The sequence below is a fragment of the Pseudomonas sp. ESBL9 genome, from assembly GCF_036668715.1.
GTDB classification, from domain to species: Bacteria; Pseudomonadota; Gammaproteobacteria; order Pseudomonadales; family Pseudomonadaceae; genus Aquipseudomonas; species Aquipseudomonas lundensis.
The window spans coordinates 1232466-1246244 of the sequence record NZ_JAZEVV010000001.1 but is presented as its reverse complement, the minus strand read 5'-3'; the positions used below and the strand labels follow the sequence as shown (position 1 = coordinate 1246244).

The following is a 13779-nucleotide window of genomic DNA, read 5'->3' as shown; positions in this document are numbered from 1 at the left end:
GTTAACCCTCGCTGACCGGATCAGGTTCAACCGTATCGACCGGGGTGATGTTCTCCAGCAGGCACCCAAGGCCGTAGTCCTCGACCACGTAGGCGTCGTTTGACGACTCGTAGTTGCTGATGCGGTTCCACTCCGGTTCTTCTTTCAGGTAGCGACGGCGGGCCATGAGTTGCCAGTAAACCGACAGGTTGGCGAAGGTGGTGATCAGCACAGCGCCTTCGGGCATGTAAGGCACCTCGTATAGCGGCAGCCCGCCGACGCGACGTTGCGAGATGATCAGGTCGCTGGCCAGGGTGTTGGTGGCGTCCTGGTCTTTGTTGACCAGGGCCAGGAATTTGTCGTGTACCAGTTCACGGCCGGTCAGCACCACAAGGCCCGGATTGCGGCGATACCACGGGTCAAGCAACTGGATAGCGTCATACACCAGGGCATCGATGTTTTTGAAGTCACCGTTTTTACCGATGCGAATTTTGCCTTTCTCGGCGCCTTCTTTGAGTACGCGGTCGGGAGCGTGCAAACGGTACTGCTCAAGCCAGCCAATGTTGACGTCTTCCAGCAGCGGGTTTTCGACGCGGTCCGTTTGTTCGGCAGCCTTGATGCCATAGAAGCCGATTTGAATCCGGTCCAGGGCTTGGCGTTGGGCAATGGCGCTCGACAGGCGTGTCTGGAAGTCCGGGAACTTGGCCCAGGCATCCAGTTGGCGATAGGTGACGAAGGTGTCGAAGTCGGTTTTTTCGGCTTTGTACTTGTCGCTCGACAAGGTGCCGATGCTGCGTGGCTCGCGGGCTTTGACGTTGGTGTTAGTGCGGCCGGCAATGGTGCTGCCAACGCCCAGACCGACCTTTTCGCCTTCCTGCTCATCGACCCCGATGATGTTGATCTTGCCGAGGAACTCGCTGGATTCCTGAATCTTGGTTTCCAGTTTTTGCTGGATGCTCGGGTCTACGTTAAACGTGGCGTTGGCAGACTCGACGCCATTGAGTTTGGCCACTTGGCTGAGGTAGCCGGTAAAGAGTTTTCGTGTGTCGTTACGCATGGGTGTCTCCGGTCGTGGGCGTGCAGGTGTGGGCCGTCAGGTCAGAATTCAGCCAGTGCCTGGCTGCCGCCACCGGTCACCGGGGGGCGAGAGAGTTGGGAATGATCCTGAGTGTTGCCAAGGGTGGTTTTCAACGTGTTCAAGTCCGTGCTCAGTTGCTGCACTTGGGTCCGCAGTTCGCTGTTGCTGGTCTGGGCGGCTGAGAACTGCTCTTCCAGACTTTTGCCGTGCTCGGCAATGGCCTCGACGGCTTGGCCAATCGCACCGAACTCACTGTCGTCCCGGGATTCTTTGCGTTTGAGCAGGTCTTGAACCTTGCTGAACAGTTGGGCGCCGATGCCGGGTTTCTCTTCGTATTCCTCAAACACCAACTCGGTTTCTTCGGCCACGGTGAACAGGTTGTCTGGCGATTGTTTACGCGATTTGAGCGGGCTGGCATCTGGATGCTGTGCCGAGAAGGCCAGCATTTCCGTGCCAAGGCTGGCCGGGGTGTCAGTGACGCCAAGGCCCATCAGGTAAGCCTTGCCGGTGTCGGCAAATTTCTCGCGCACTTCGATGCTGGTGAAAATCTTCTGCTTCAGCTTGTTGACCATGCTGACTAAATCGTCTGTCGGCTCAATCTGGGCAAACAGCGCCCGCACCTTTTTGCCGTTGATTTCGACCTCTTCAGCCTTGACCGCAAGAATGTCGCCGTACGCGCGGAAAGGAGAGTCGGGCAGGGTGCCGCGAATGTGTTCCATCCACACGCGGGCGCCGTATTTGCTGCGGTCGTAACTGGTGGCCATCTGGTCGATCCAGTCGCCTTCAATGCGACGCCCGTCGGTGGTCGCGCCTTCAACGGCAACCCGGAACCATTTGCTGCGAAATTTTTTCATGCCGTAGATCCTCAATGCGTGGGGCGCGTTCCTATCGGAAAGACGCGTTGCAATGAAGGGCATGGTCGGGACGCGCGCGTGTTGCGGCAACGAGGCGCCCTTGTAGGGCCGGGGTGTACAAGGGGGGCTGCTATTGAGGAACGGGCGCGGGCGGCAGCATCGCGGCCATGACTACGACCGCTTTGTTACCGATGGATGCGCGCCGCCAATCCAAATTTCTGTATTGGATGGGGTGGCGCATCTGTGAGATCGCCGAGGCTACGGGCGAAAAAGAGAAAACGCTACACAGCTGGAAGACCCGCGACGAGTGGGATCGGGCGGACAACGTCGAGCGCATCGGCGGCGCACTGGAAGCACGCCTGGTGCAGTTGATCCTCAAAGAGGGCAAGACCAGCGGCGACTTTAAGGAAATTGATCTGCTGCATCGCCAGCTTGAGCGCCAAGCACGGATCGTGCGCTATCAGGGCGGAGGTACTGAAACTGACCTCAATCCGAACCTTGCCAAGCGCAACAGCGAGCCGAAGAAAAAAGCAGTCAAAAACGAGATCAGCGAAGACCAGATCGAGCTGCTGCGCGAGGCGTTTATTGATGGCTGTTTCGATTACCAGAAAGACTGGTACCGGGCGGGTAATCAACGCACCAGGGTCATTCTAAAAAGTCGACAGATCGGCGCCACGTACTACTTTGCCCGCGAGGCGTTTATCGATGCGCTGGAGACCGGGCGTAATCAGATTTTCCTGTCAGCATCCAAGAACCAAGCCTACTTGTTCCGGGGCTACATCCTGGCGTTCGTACGCGAGGTGTGCGGGGTCGAACTGACGGGTGATCCGATTGTGCTGCCTAACGGCGCTGAGCTGTTTTTTCTCGGAACCAACGCCCGAACGGCGCAGGGTTATCACGGCAATTTCTACTTCGACGAGTTCTTCTGGACGTTCAAGTTTGAAGAGCTGAACAAGGTCGCTTCGGGCATGGCGATGCACAAGAAGTGGCGTAAAACCTACTTTTCCACGCCATCGAGCATGGCCCACGAGGCGTATACCTTCTGGACGGGGGAGCGTTTTAACAAGGGCAAGCCCGCCGCGCAACACACCAAAGTCGACACCTCCCACGGCAGTCTGCAGCAAGGGCGGTTCTGTGAGGATCGGGTATGGCGGCAGATTGTCACCATTTTGGACGCGGAGCGGGGCGGCTGTGACCTGTTCGACATTGAGGAGCTGCGCCGCGAGTACAGCCCGGAAGCGTTCGCCAACCTGTTGATGTGTGATTTTGTTGACGACGGAGCCAGCATCTTTCCGCTGGCCCTTTTGCAGTCCTGCATGGTCGATAGCTGGGTCGAGTGGGCTGAAGACTACAAGCCGTTTGCTTCACGCCCGTTCGGCGACCGACAGGTGTGGATCGGTTACGACCCGGCTGAAACCGGCGACTGTTCCGGTTTGGTGGTGTGCGCGCCACCGCTGGTGCCCGGTGGCAAGTTCCGTGTACTGGAACGCCACCAGTTCCGGGGCATGGACTTCGCAGCACAGGCGGCGTTTATCAAAAGCGTCTGCGACCGCTATTGGGTGACCTACATCGGCATCGATGTCACCGGCTTGGGCAGCGGCGTGGCGCAATTGGTGCGCCAGTTCTTCCCAAATGTCACTACCTTCAGCTACTCGCCCGAAGTCAAAACCCGCTTGGTGCTCAAAGCCTATGACGTGATCCACAACGGCCGGCTGGAGTTCGACGCCGGCTGGACGGACATGGCTCAGTCGCTGATGGCCATCCGCAAAACCGTCACCGCAGGCGGTCGCCAATACACCTACACCGCAGGGCGCAACGACACCACCGGCCACGCCGATCTGGCCTGGGCGCTCTTTCACGCATTGCACAACGAACCGCTGGAGGGGCAAACCGCCTCGAATACCGGGCGGATGGAGATTTTTTAATGAACGATCAATCGGTCGCCGCACCTCACGTGGCAGACGGCAAAGTGAATCAGTCGATTCAGGCCTTCAGTTTTGGCGATCCGACCCCGGTGCTGGGCGGTCGTGCGGTGTTTGATTATCTGGAATGCTGGTTTAACGGGCGCTGGTACGAACCGCCGTTGTCGCTCGACGGGCTGTCGCGCTCGGTGGGTTCCAGCGTGCATCTGCATTCGGGCCTGACCTTCAAGCGCAACCTGCTGAGCAAAACCTTTATCCCGCACCGGCTGCTGTCGCGGGCCGCGTTTGAACAGTTCGCCTTGGATTTTCTCAGTCTCGGCAACGGCTACATCGAAGCGCGCCGCTCGATGCTGGGCTCGACCTTTCAACTCAAACCAGCGTTGGCCAAGTACATGCGGGCAGGGCAGGACGGGCGTTATTTCCTGGTGCAGGGCTGGAAGGAAGAACACGAATTCGACGCGGGCAGCATATTCCAGCTGCGCGAAGCTGACTTGCACCAGGAGGTGTACGGTCTGCCGGAATGGATCAGTGCGCTCCAGTCAGCGTTGCTCAACGAATCGGCGACGTTGTTTCGCCGCAAGTACTACGAAAACGGCAGCCATGCCGGTTTCATCCTCTACATGACCGACCCGGCGCAGAACGAATCAGACGTCGAGTCACTGCGCAAAGCGCTGAAGGATTCCAAGGGGCCGGGCAACTTTCGCAATCTGTTTGTCTACTCGCCCAACGGCAAGAAGGACGGCATCCAGTTGATCCCAGTCAGTGAGGTTGCCGCCAAGGATGAGTTTAGTTCAATCAAAAACCAGACCCGAGATGACGTGCTGGCCAGCCTGCGCATACCGCCGCAGTTAATGGGCATCGTGCCGCAGAACGCGGGTGGGTTTGGGTCGATCCGGGAAGCGGCGCAGATATTTGTTGCGAACGAGCTGGAGCCGATTCAGGCGCGTATGGCGCAGTTGAATGAGTGGGCTGGGGAAGAGGTTATTAGGTTTAAAGCGTATAGATCAGAAGATTGAGTTGGTTTCAGTTGTTGTAAAGTTAAAAAATAAATTATCAATTGAGCTGGCTCATACTGTACGTCGTTAAAGCTTATGTATGAGTCAGCCTCGAAAATATGCAGGAAATCTATCTCTCTAGAGAAGAAGCGATTTAGGTGGTGCTGTGCCTTTATATAAGTTTGATGTTTAATATGTAGTTCATTAAATTTTCCTCTAGTTCTGCGATTTCGGCAGATAGTTTATGTATTCTCTTGAAATCATGAAATATGATGTTTCTTAGGCAATAAATTTTCCCAGGGAAATCAAGTTTTTCAAAACTTTCACCAAGCGCTGTGAGTATTTTTTCAGCGCTTTTTTCACTATCGATACACCTTGGTTGTAATGCATTGAGTATGCGTGTTTTTTCTTTTGATATGTCTCGAAAGTCGTCTAAAAAATCATGAAGTTGAGTGATAGTTGGCGTACCATGCGCGTCGAGTTTTGTTTTGATCGCGAGGTATTTTGATTCGTACTCATCAGTCATCAGACTTTCTATTACTTGATATAGATAGAAAAATCTTAGGAATGGATCTGGGGTGAAAGGTGAAAGCTCACCAGTAATTAAGCTCACATAAGATCTTTGCTCTTTGTTTTTTGTTAGGCGAATCTCATTGCTATACGTCTCTAGAGTTCTGCTGTTCGGTAGTGGTTTTTCTTTTTTTGGGGAGAAGTAAATACCAGACCTAGCTAGGCAAGCAAAATACAAGTCAAAGAAACTTTCCTTAGAAACCTCAAGCTTTTTGATCCAGACGACAGCATAAAATAGATCTGTAAAGAAGATGCCGTCATTAGTTGTAGGAGAGGAGAGATCGTAATTGCTTTCAAAAGAGTTGCTGCAGGCTGTTATTGCAGCAATTAAAGAGTAAGGTCCGTAGTAGCTGTTTTCGTTCATTGGTGAGTCAGGTGATAAAATTGCTTGTCCTGGTATTAGAAATCCGATAGTTGTGTTTTTTAATTTTAGTGTCGTTATTTCGGCTTCGGCGAGTTCTCTGTCAATAGCGACAATTGAGACGGAGTACTCGCTAAGATTTATTTTGGAAAGGTTATCTTGGTTTAGGTTTTTAGGTATTTCTAATGTGGTTATTTCTCCAGAATTATCTTTATGTTTGAGTTTTATAATGCGTTTTAATCGGTATTGGTTTCGCATGATTAGATACCGATTTTTATAGAGCTCTTGTAAGCTTCTTCTTGTGACTTGAATAGGTTGAGGTAGCAACCGGACTCTTTCCAGAACAGCATTTTGAAAAACTGCCTGAAGAAAAGTCGCTGTGCGTTACCAATCTTTTTTGCTCTTGAGTTGATATTGTCTATAGAATCGTTAAGTTGTGTGATGAAGTCTTCAGGTTCTGAGCCGATAATAATATCTGCTACCGAAAGAGTATCGAAGTGGAGTTTCTCGTCATCATCTCTTAGTAAGCCTATAGCCGCACCATAGCCTGAAATAGCTTGTGCTCTTTTAAAAGCTTGCACACCATTGGCTGCCCAAAGTTTTTTTGTAGAGTTCTCAGAGTGGTCAGGATCAGTTGAATCAGTATCATCACTTGGATATTGGATGTTGAGTGATTGGATTTTTCTCATAAAATCATCCCACGATGAAACGAACTCTTTGAATAAATCTTTATCATTATTTTCTTTTGCAAGGTTCTCTAAGCTTGAAATGTTATCGAGAATATCTCCTCGATCAAGAGGTGATTCGCTTCTCTCTATATATGAGTTGAATCCTTCAATGGCATCGCGAAAGTTGTACTCGTTAGCCTGCCTGGCTCTAGAATCATCAACTTCTCTGACCAGTCGCACACCCTGAATATCGATATCTAGAAAATTAAGATACATGATTTCAATTTGGTGGCGCAGAGACATAGCTGTCTGACCTGTATTCAAGGTCAGCATTCTATATAAAATACCCAGTCTGTTTATGCCTTCATATATTTCGCATCGAATTTTCCCATTTAAAAACCCCTCCTGTATATTCGGAGTGTCAGCGGTCTCTTGTTCGATATCTATTAGAGTATAGGTTCTTTGTAGTCCGTCTAAAAGGGAGAAGTGCCCGCTCTCTGTTTTGATTGAGTTTTCAAGGTTGTCTTCTAAGTTGCCTTTCTCTCTAGTGTACGCTAGTACGATCGGAGGCATTACGCATCCGGAAAGAATGTCTTTTTTCAAAAGTGAATATACACTTTTTGACCCTCTGACTCTCTTGCGCTGAAATTGGTTGGATTTCAATATCTCTTTGGCTAGATTTAAATAGTCCGCAACTTTTATTTCAATAAGGATGCTTCTTGCTGAAACTTTGTGGTCCGTGAGTATTGATTTGATTTCCATGCTCAATATCCTTTTTTAGCCTGTAGTGATTTGTTTGTAATGTTCATGATTGCTAGGGTTTTTCTCGGAATCATGATGTTCTATTCCCAATGGTTTTTAATATTAGCTGTCTATTTTGATGACACTATACCTGGTGCTTTCTGCTTTAGTCTTCAGAAAAATGGGTGGGTGCCGTTGCTAGGCTTTACCATGCGCGCGCCGTCGTCCCCCCACCTCGCCTGCGGGCTTAATAGGTCTTTTTTTCCGCAGTTCTGCACCTCGCTGACAGTTGGCAGGGCTGTGAGCTGGGCAGAGAGTTTCGGGAGACGAAAACCCTGCGGATCCCTGCAAAGGTAGGGTTTTTGAGACAATAGTAGTGAATTCACATCTACGTGGCACTTGTTTGTGCTCGAATTGGTAGACGATGACGAATGCTCTTTTGCCTGTCCGGTAAAGACCCACCGATTTCTCCAGGTAGCCACAGGCCGCTACCGGCCGATTGTGTCGAAAAAGTCGAGCCGGCATGACGACCCATGCATTGAGTAGTGAAATCACCATTTTTGCACGCTGCTATGTCAAATCTGAGTCCTAAACCGCGTGCGCAAAACACGGACCTCAATCTCAGACGCGTACTTTTCTGTCGTGGAAACCTAAACCGACTGTTTTCAACAGAATCGGCCAATAGCCGTCATTCCAGAAAACCTCTTGCGACCCATTGCTGTCTGTAAACAACGGTAGAAAGCGGCTATAAGCGGCCTGTGGTTGGTTGCACAAAACATTGAGCAGTAGCGCATTTTTCCAACACCAGATTCTAGACTTAAATACTCTGACAAGCACAATAGCCTGATAATCCAGCCATGCTGAAAACTATTATTTGTAGGCGCGCTTGACTGTAATATTGATTGAATGATATATAGTGGCCAATTGATATTTTAGGATAATTTATCTTAAATAATCCGTATGGCACATTTGTATTTCTATGACTTGGAAGTAACCATGCTAGAGTCAATTCGAGTAAGAAATTTAAGAAGCTTAAAAGATACTGGTAGAGTGTTGTTATGTCCTCTCACAATTCTGCTAGGCGAGAATAGTTGCGGCAAAAGCACTTTCTTGCGCACGTTCCCGCTGCTTAGACAGAGTGCTGAATCAAGCACTAGAAGCTCTATTCTATGGTTTGGGAAATATGTCGATTATGGCGATTTTGATGAAGCGTTAATCCGGGATGAGGGCGCCAAAGAAATTGCCTTTGAGTTTGGATTGAAGGTTCCATCCGGCATGTATTATGGGCCCGCAAGACATGTGTTTAGGAGGAAGTCTGATTTCGAATCAAAGATTCATATTTCACTCCGGCTGGCATCCCTTGGTAAGGACGGTCTTACACGAACGGCAGGGGTGGATCTTGATATTGACGGGAATTCAATCAGAATCGATATTTCTGAGGCTGGAAAAATCTCATCTATAACTGTTAATGGTAACAATTATAATGAGTATTGCGATTCATTTGATTATCAGCCTGCATCTAAAATTTTCCCCATTATAGGCCCTCGACAAAACTTAGGTAAAGAAAGGATTTACAGTGGTTGGTGGGGGTCGATCACAAGTCAGCGAGTAAGTGATCGACTGCTGAGTATTCTCACTCAATACTCCCACAAACGGAGTAGCAAAGATAAACTCTTATTGCATACTCATATTGCTCGAGTGGGCAGTAACGAAGATATGTTTTTAGGGTTTATGGCGCTGGATGATACAGTTACTTGGAAAAACAAAACAGCGCAGGTAGACATTAGCGACTCGAGCTATATTGAATATCGAGACTTACTATTACTCAGCAAGCTACCACTGGTATTGCACAACATTGATGATATTTTGGATTATACTTTTCGTAGGGTGAGTTATATTGAGCCTGTGCGCGCCTCCGCTCAGCGATATTATAGGTCTCAGGACTTAGCCGTTTCCGAACTTGATTCTAAGGGCGAAAACTTGGCAATGTTTATCCGTAATCTGTCTGATCGCGACCGTTTATCATTAGAAACCTGGATGATGTCTGAACTAGGATTAAAAATTTCGGCAGCTTTCGACGGGGGGCATGTAAGTCTCCGTATCACTTTCTCGCAGTCTAATCAAACTTATAATCTGGCGGACATGGGGTTTGGGTTTTCTCAAGTCATGCCTGTGCTCGTTCAGCTATGGACAATTTTAAATAAAGCTTCAAAACCGCAGATGCAGATGTACTCAGTACCCCACATCTGTGTCATAGAACAACCAGAACTTCATTTACACCCCCGCTTTCAAGCTAAGTTAGCTGAGATCCTCGTGAGGGCGTCCCAGCTAGCAAAGAAAAATCAGACACAGTTATTCATAATTTTGGAAACGCATAGCGAAGTTATCATAAATAAAGTTGGGCTAATGACCTCTGATGGTGCAATCCCCAAAGAAGATTCGAGTATTATTTTATTTTCGAAATCATCAAGCACTTCCAATACTCAAGTAGAGTTCAGCCGTTATGATAATTCTGGATCACTACTGAACTGGCCATTTGGTTTTTTTGATTTCGAGGTGTGATTTGTTAATTCATCTTGATGATACTATAAGTCAGCTGGGCGATGATCTGATGCCCGGAATCATCGGTTCTTTAGAGGATATTGCAGCAGTTGTTAGAGCGGGAACGCACATTGTTACGGGCAATATTAGCACTCTTAGATATTTGGCTAGCCTAGACTGCTTGGGCACTTCTGCTCGAGCAGCATTCAGAGGATTAGCGAATAGGTATGCTCAATTTGCATCTATAAAAAGCATGGTTACAACTTTCGCTGAGATTGTTCTATCTGAAAATATACCCACTGCGACTCGGCGTGGCGACGTGGATGTAATATCAATCCCTCTCTCATACGTTGCGCAGCTTAATCTCCGAAGCCCTACAGAAATTATATATGAAGAAATTCAGGATGATTTTATCTATGAGATAATCTCACGCTGGTATATCGAAGAAAAATTAAGTCCAGGTTTTTTGAATAGGAACTACCGACCGATTCATGGTGGTGGAGGAAGAACTCATGCAGTTTACGCCGAGGCTCAGAGGCGCAACAATCAGTTTTGTCTTTGTATTACTGACTCAGACAAAAAGTTCCCTACAGATATTTCCGGAGCTACTAGCGCCGAAGTTAGGGCCGTAAATGATATAAATCTAGCATTATCATCCCACCTAGACTTAGATTTTCATGAGGTAGAAAACTTGGTTCCTATGAGTTTTCTTAAAGAAAAATGCACATCGCCAACCTCTCAAGCGATTGCTGAGCAAATCAAAGGCTTAGACACTGCTGGCTTTCCTGAAGCCAAACTTTTTTGGGATTATAAGAAAGGTTTCTCTGTGGGTGGCCTGAAGCAATTGAATGGTGGTTGGGATTACTGGCGTGAGGCACTAGGCTTGGGGAACTTGTCATGCCCTGCTACCTGCACTCCAAAACAATGCCAATGTGAAGTTTTGAAACCTTGGCCTGAGAAGAGAGCCGTTAAAGATCAAATTCATCAATACGCAAAAATGGATCCGTCTGAATGTGAATTGTTATCAAGTCTATGGGCAGATATTGGAGGATCGCTGGTTAGTTGGTGTGTATCAGCCGTGCCAAAGCCAGCATAAAGATAAAATATTTTTAGGTTTTGATCTTGATGCCGAATGCCTATCCAATTTCGAAACTTGAGAATGATAACAGATCTACTTTGGTAACGCTTTGATTAATCCTTGTCGGGAGAAAGCGCGAGCAGGTAGATCGACATCGCAGTTTTGACTTCGGCAAGGATGCCATATTAAACAGAGCAATCTTGGCTCTATTTAGTCGCCCGGCTTTCTTAGGCACTTTTGAGCGGCGCTATTTGGCTTATTGTGTTGAAAAAGGCGGTTTTCCCAAAACACTCGAATATTGAGGTGTGAAAACACCTCTGTTGCACGCTGCTATGTGAAATCCGAGTACTGAACCCTCTGCCAAAAATGCATATTTCAATCTCAGATGCGTGCTTTTCTAGCGTGGAATTCGAAGCCGACTTTTTCAACAGAATCGGCCGATAGTAGCCGCTCACGAACAATTCCATCAGCTCGGATTTTCAGGAGCGCTGACGGAAAAAGGTAATTCAATAGCACAACAGGCCTAGAGGCTGCTGGAAGCCCCGTATTTGTTGGTTTTGGCGTGTTACACAGATAGGTTATTTTGAGTGATGCGCAAGGTAATTTTAGCGTAAGTCATTGATTTATAAGGCTATGATCCTTATAGGTAATTACTTGATGAAAGAGTAATTAGATTACTTATAGGTTACTCAGATATTACCTGCACCGTATCGGCTGTAGCCTTTTGAATCCGGGCGTTTCAGACGTTTTACCCAAGTACTTACCGTTCTTACCTTTTTCCGATGGCTTTCTCCAAAAAAACACACATGCCCTATCAGGCGGCAGATTCACAGGTTGGCGCACAAACTCATGGGAGCGCTTTTGCGCACACCGCTCCTCTACAGTCTCTTTAAACCGGTGGCCTTGTTGAAAAGTGGAGGCTGTCGGTTTTGAATCTCCCGTTCAACCTCCCTATAGAATCAGGGTGCATGGAATGGGATAGATGTATTGGGTCGATATTGTTTTCTGCACTGGATGTGCTGGGGGCGACGAGAAGGCTCAAGACTGGAGGCTTTAAATGGAGGGCGTGATAGTTGGCTGGTACGAAAATGGTACAGATAAAATTCAGGCAGGGCTAAAGCCCTTGTTTTAAAGGCGCTAGCGATTCAGTACGTATCATCCATCATGGGTGCAACAGAAAACCTCCTAGATACCGAATCTAGTGGGCGGGCTAGGTTTTCTGCGGGTTTGGTGTGCATTCGGGTAACTCTCGTTCACTACTGTTTACCGCTGTTTTTGCTTGTTTTTGAATGCTCGTTGCTACAATGTAGCAAATCCGAATATTCGTGTAGCAAAATCATGGGCACTATCACCGTTCGCAAGCGCAGAGATGGATCGACGGGTTACACCGCGCAGATCCGCATCATGCAAAAGGGTGTGACAGTTTATCAGGAAAGCCAGACGTTCGACCGCAAGGCGACCGCGCAGGCCTGGATCAAACGTGTCGAAACTGAAATGTCAGTTCCTGGAGCAATCGAGAAGGCCAATCGATCAGGTGTGACGGTCAAGGAGATGATCGACCGCTATCTTTTGGAGTACGAAAAGCTGAGGCCGCTAGGGAAGACCAAGCGCGCCACACTCAAGGCTATCGGTGAAACCTGGTTAGGCAAGCTGGAGGATAGAGAGATCACCAGCCAGAAGCTGGTGGAGTACGCTGATAGACGAATGACGGACGATGGCATACAGGCGCAGACCGTGGGCAATGACCTGGCTCACTTGGGTGCCGTGCTTTCTGTAGCGCGGCCAGCGTGGGGCTATGACATCGATCCAATGGCCATGCCCGATGCGCGCAAGGTATTGCGCAAGATGGGCGCGGTGACACGCAGCAAGGAAAGGAACCGTCGCCCAACACTTGAAGAACTGGAAAAGCTGTTTAAATACTTCGGTGAGATGCGAGACCGGCGCAAGCAGGAAATAGACATGGTCCGGGTGACTGCCTTTGCACTGTTCTCTACGCGTCGACAGGAAGAAATCACGCGCATCAAATGGAATGCCTTAGATGAACAGCGCCAGATGGTTCTGATCACTGATATGAAGAATCCGGGTCAGAAGTACGGCAATGACGTTTGGTGCCATGTCCCTGATGAAGCGTGGCGGATCATGATGTCTATGCCAAAGGTTGCAGAGGATGTTTTCCCGTATAACTCTCGCTCTATCTCGGCATCCTTTACCCGTGCCTGCCACTTTCTTGAGATCGATGACCTGCACTTTCATGACCTTCGCCACGATGGTGTCAGCCGCCTATTTGAAATGGGCTGGGATATCCCGAAAGTTGCCTCTGTATCCGGCCACCGGGACTGGAATTCAATGCGCAGATATACGCACTTGAAAGGGAATGGCGATCCTTACGAAAACTGGTCTTGGCTGGAGACGATAGTAACGGGCCCCATCATTGAGGCCCGGAAGCGAATCAAGAAGCGCGGCGTAGACTAGAGTTGCGCATCAGCTTGTCATGCTCCGTACGAGCACGTGCATGCTGGGTATCCAGATAGGCAGCCAGGTCGGCAAGGTGAACCCCGCGTGCTGACTTTTGGCTGCGTTCGATGGCTACAAGTGGCAGGTCAATCTGGCCTGCTGCGACTTTCATCTTCATCTTTTCGGGTGTCAGATGGCTAAAGTAGTCAGCGCACACTCGCTCAAGAGGAATGATTGCCTGGCCGCCATACTGCGCAAGCAGCAGAAATTGAGTATTCATAGTTCCACCGCCTGAATGTTGGCTGCTGATAGAGACGCAGTTGATCTTGTTTGGCCCGTATACCCCACCACAAGCTGCGCGAGCGGGCGGTTTTGAGCGTTTAGCGTTGCATCAACACGCGCTGCCCGGCGCAGCTTTACGTGGGGTATAAGCACTCCCGCAGTGGCGCGAAGGGCTTTAATAACGCCTGTTGCTGCGCAACAGAGACTGTTTTTTACAGGCGTGTCGCTCCCGCTTTCGATGCAGAGCAAAGCGGGC

10 protein-coding genes are annotated in these 13779 nt (G+C 49.0%); 5 read left to right on the top strand and 5 right to left on the bottom strand.

Annotated elements, in window-relative coordinates; all coding sequences use genetic code 11:
- Position 1: 1 nt before the first annotated feature.
- Positions 2-1036 (bottom strand): phage major capsid protein, P2 family, encoded by a 1035-nt coding sequence (locus tag V6F78_RS05390; RefSeq protein ID WP_332726785.1) that lies wholly within the window; start codon positions 1034-1036, stop codon positions 2-4.
- Positions 1037-1077: 41 nt separating this feature from the next.
- On the bottom strand, positions 1078-1911 hold the full coding sequence (locus V6F78_RS05385; protein WP_169863045.1) for a GPO family capsid scaffolding protein: 834 nt from the start codon (positions 1909-1911) through the stop codon (positions 1078-1080).
- A 167-nt stretch (positions 1912-2078) separates the two neighbouring features.
- On the opposite strand from V6F78_RS05385, the gene V6F78_RS05380 reads away from it, so the two are divergent.
- Both V6F78_RS05380 and V6F78_RS05375 read left to right on the top strand, forming a co-directional pair.
- Positions 2079-3836 (top strand): terminase ATPase subunit family protein, encoded by a 1758-nt coding sequence (locus V6F78_RS05380; RefSeq protein ID WP_332726784.1) that lies wholly within the window; start codon positions 2079-2081, stop codon positions 3834-3836.
- Positions 3836-4849: a phage portal protein gene (locus V6F78_RS05375; protein WP_332726783.1), complete on the top strand. Its 1014-nt coding sequence runs from the start codon at positions 3836-3838 to the stop codon at positions 4847-4849. The genes V6F78_RS05380 and V6F78_RS05375 overlap by 1 nt, the downstream gene beginning before the upstream one ends.
- A gap of 151 nt (positions 4850-5000) precedes the next feature.
- Here the strand turns inward: V6F78_RS05375 and V6F78_RS05370 are convergent, their stop codons facing one another.
- Together V6F78_RS05370 and V6F78_RS05365 are read right to left on the bottom strand one after the other, a co-directional pair.
- The gene (locus tag V6F78_RS05370) at positions 5001-6017 is read right to left on the bottom strand and encodes a hypothetical protein (protein ID WP_332726782.1); all 1017 of its coding nucleotides are present in this window, start codon (positions 6015-6017) and stop codon (positions 5001-5003) included.
- Positions 6018-6019: 2 nt separating this feature from the next.
- The gene (locus V6F78_RS05365; protein WP_332726781.1) at positions 6020-7189 is read right to left on the bottom strand and encodes a hypothetical protein; all 1170 of its coding nucleotides are present in this window, start codon (positions 7187-7189) and stop codon (positions 6020-6022) included.
- 975 nt (positions 7190-8164) lie between these two features.
- On the opposite strand from V6F78_RS05365, the gene V6F78_RS05360 reads away from it, so the two are divergent.
- The 3 genes from V6F78_RS05360 to V6F78_RS05350 all read left to right on the top strand — a co-directional run bounded on the left by V6F78_RS05360 (position 8165) and on the right by V6F78_RS05350 (position 13259).
- Complete coding sequence (locus tag V6F78_RS05360) at positions 8165-9730, top strand: AAA family ATPase (protein WP_332726780.1); 1566 nt, start codon at positions 8165-8167, stop codon at positions 9728-9730.
- Positions 9731-9779: 49 nt separating this feature from the next.
- Positions 9780-10805: a hypothetical protein gene (locus tag V6F78_RS05355; RefSeq protein ID WP_332726779.1), complete on the top strand. Its 1026-nt coding sequence runs from the start codon at positions 9780-9782 to the stop codon at positions 10803-10805.
- Between the two features lie 1320 nt (positions 10806-12125).
- Positions 12126-13259 carry a site-specific integrase gene (locus V6F78_RS05350; protein WP_169862313.1) on the top strand — a complete coding sequence of 378 codons (1134 nt, stop codon included), beginning with the start codon at positions 12126-12128 and terminating at the stop codon, positions 13257-13259.
- Here the strand turns inward: V6F78_RS05350 and V6F78_RS05345 are convergent.
- Positions 13237-13521, bottom strand: a complete 285-nt coding sequence (locus tag V6F78_RS05345; protein WP_047275453.1) for a pyocin activator PrtN family protein — start codon at positions 13519-13521, stop codon at positions 13237-13239. The two genes, V6F78_RS05350 and V6F78_RS05345, sit on opposite strands and share 23 nt — an antisense overlap.
- Between the last annotated feature and the right edge of the window lie 258 nt (positions 13522-13779).

Bases quoted from the DNA above. Each gene is read 5' to 3' on its own strand.
- V6F78_RS05365 (WP_332726781.1), bottom strand. From the start codon at position 7,189: ATGGAAATCAAATCAATACTCACGGACCACAAAGTTTCAGCAAGAAGC.
- V6F78_RS05375 (WP_332726783.1), top strand. From the start codon at position 3,836: ATGAACGATCAATCGGTCGCCGCACCTCACGTGGCAGACGGCAAAGTG.
- V6F78_RS05380 (WP_332726784.1), top strand. From the start codon at position 2,079: ATGACTACGACCGCTTTGTTACCGATGGATGCGCGCCGCCAATCCAAA.
- V6F78_RS05390 (WP_332726785.1), bottom strand. From the start codon at position 1,036: ATGCGTAACGACACACGAAAACTCTTTACCGGCTACCTCAGCCAAGTG.
- V6F78_RS05360 (WP_332726780.1), top strand. From the start codon at position 8,165: ATGCTAGAGTCAATTCGAGTAAGAAATTTAAGAAGCTTAAAAGATACT.
- V6F78_RS05385 (WP_169863045.1), bottom strand. From the start codon at position 1,911: ATGAAAAAATTTCGCAGCAAATGGTTCCGGGTTGCCGTTGAAGGCGCG.
- V6F78_RS05370 (WP_332726782.1), bottom strand. From the start codon at position 6,017: ATGCGAAACCAATACCGATTAAAACGCATTATAAAACTCAAACATAAA.
- V6F78_RS05350 (WP_169862313.1), top strand. From the start codon at position 12,126: ATGGGCACTATCACCGTTCGCAAGCGCAGAGATGGATCGACGGGTTAC.
- V6F78_RS05345 (WP_047275453.1), bottom strand. From the start codon at position 13,521: ATGAATACTCAATTTCTGCTGCTTGCGCAGTATGGCGGCCAGGCAATC.
- V6F78_RS05355 (WP_332726779.1), top strand. From the start codon at position 9,780: ATGCCCGGAATCATCGGTTCTTTAGAGGATATTGCAGCAGTTGTTAGA.